The organism is Pseudolactococcus laudensis (genome assembly GCF_013449735.1).
Classification (GTDB): Bacteria; Bacillota; Bacilli; order Lactobacillales; family Streptococcaceae; genus Pseudolactococcus; species Pseudolactococcus laudensis.
Genome location: NZ_JACBNY010000069.1, coordinates 1 through 1,020, shown reverse-complemented (window position 1 = coordinate 1,020; position 1,020 = coordinate 1). Strand labels below are relative to the sequence as shown.

Below are 1,020 nucleotides of genomic sequence, written 5' to 3'. Positions count from 1 at the left end.
GGTGATCTAAATAAAACTATCGAGGAAGTGAAATTTGAAAGACAAGTGTTAAATGAACGATTTCATGACATTGTTGAGAAATATAAAACCTATCAGGGTGTCAAAGAAAATGTTAGAGATCGAGAAAATGATACTATCAAAAATAAAAAGGTCAAGAGGTAGCCATTGTCGCCAAAATTTAAACCAGGAATCAGCCTGCAGGTTTGTAAACGTGGCGACATTTAAAAGTTGTCGCCTAATTCTGTTCTTGGTTATTGATTGACGCGCCTGAAGTTTGGCGACAAAATATCTTTGTTGACTAATTTACTTTATATCAGTATAATATAGGTATAAAGTAAAAAAAAGAACGTGCGCTAACACGTTCCCTATAGAACCGTTTAAGACGGTGGCAAATTAAAATTCTATAATAGCCTGTTCAACTCGCCAAAGTTAAAGACAGGTTATTTTTTGTTCTTGTCATTAAGTTTTAAGACTAGAATTGCAAAAGCAATCATTAAGCTTAAAGCTTGATAGACTGACAAACAGGCATCTCCTCTCTATAGATTTTGATGTTTACTTTCATAAGCACCACCACCTCTCAAAGATAGCCACCGTCTTAACTTTTCTACAAGTGATATTATATCATAATATCAACAAGCAATTAACTTTGATTTAAGGCAATCATACTATAATAGAATTACCCTAAAATATTTTTTCATAAAAACCTCCCAAATAAAAGGCTACCACAAGCCTTTTATTTTTTTGCTTTCTTTAGTTCCTGCGCTAACAAATATTTGATGTAATTAGATAAAACAAGTCCATTTTCTTTTGCCAAAAACTTCACTTCATTCTTGAAACTTTCTTTGCAACGGACAACAATTTGAACATTTTTATCCTCAAAAAGTTCTGTCTAAGTAGCCATAGTGTCTCTCATTACCTTTAATTGTCCAGCGAGCAGCTGTATCCTTCTGTGCTCTTTTGTTCTTCGTCCAATTCACTGGTACCCTATTTGCTTTAATCAATTCATTTTCGTCTTTTGGA

At 33.3% G+C, this 1,020-nt stretch carries 1 pseudogene; it reads right to left on the bottom strand.

From position 1 onward, the window contains the following. Positions 1-893: 893 nt before the first annotated feature. Positions 894-1,020, bottom strand: a pseudogene (locus tag HZR21_RS11520) (IS5/IS1182 family transposase); the annotation flags it as partial.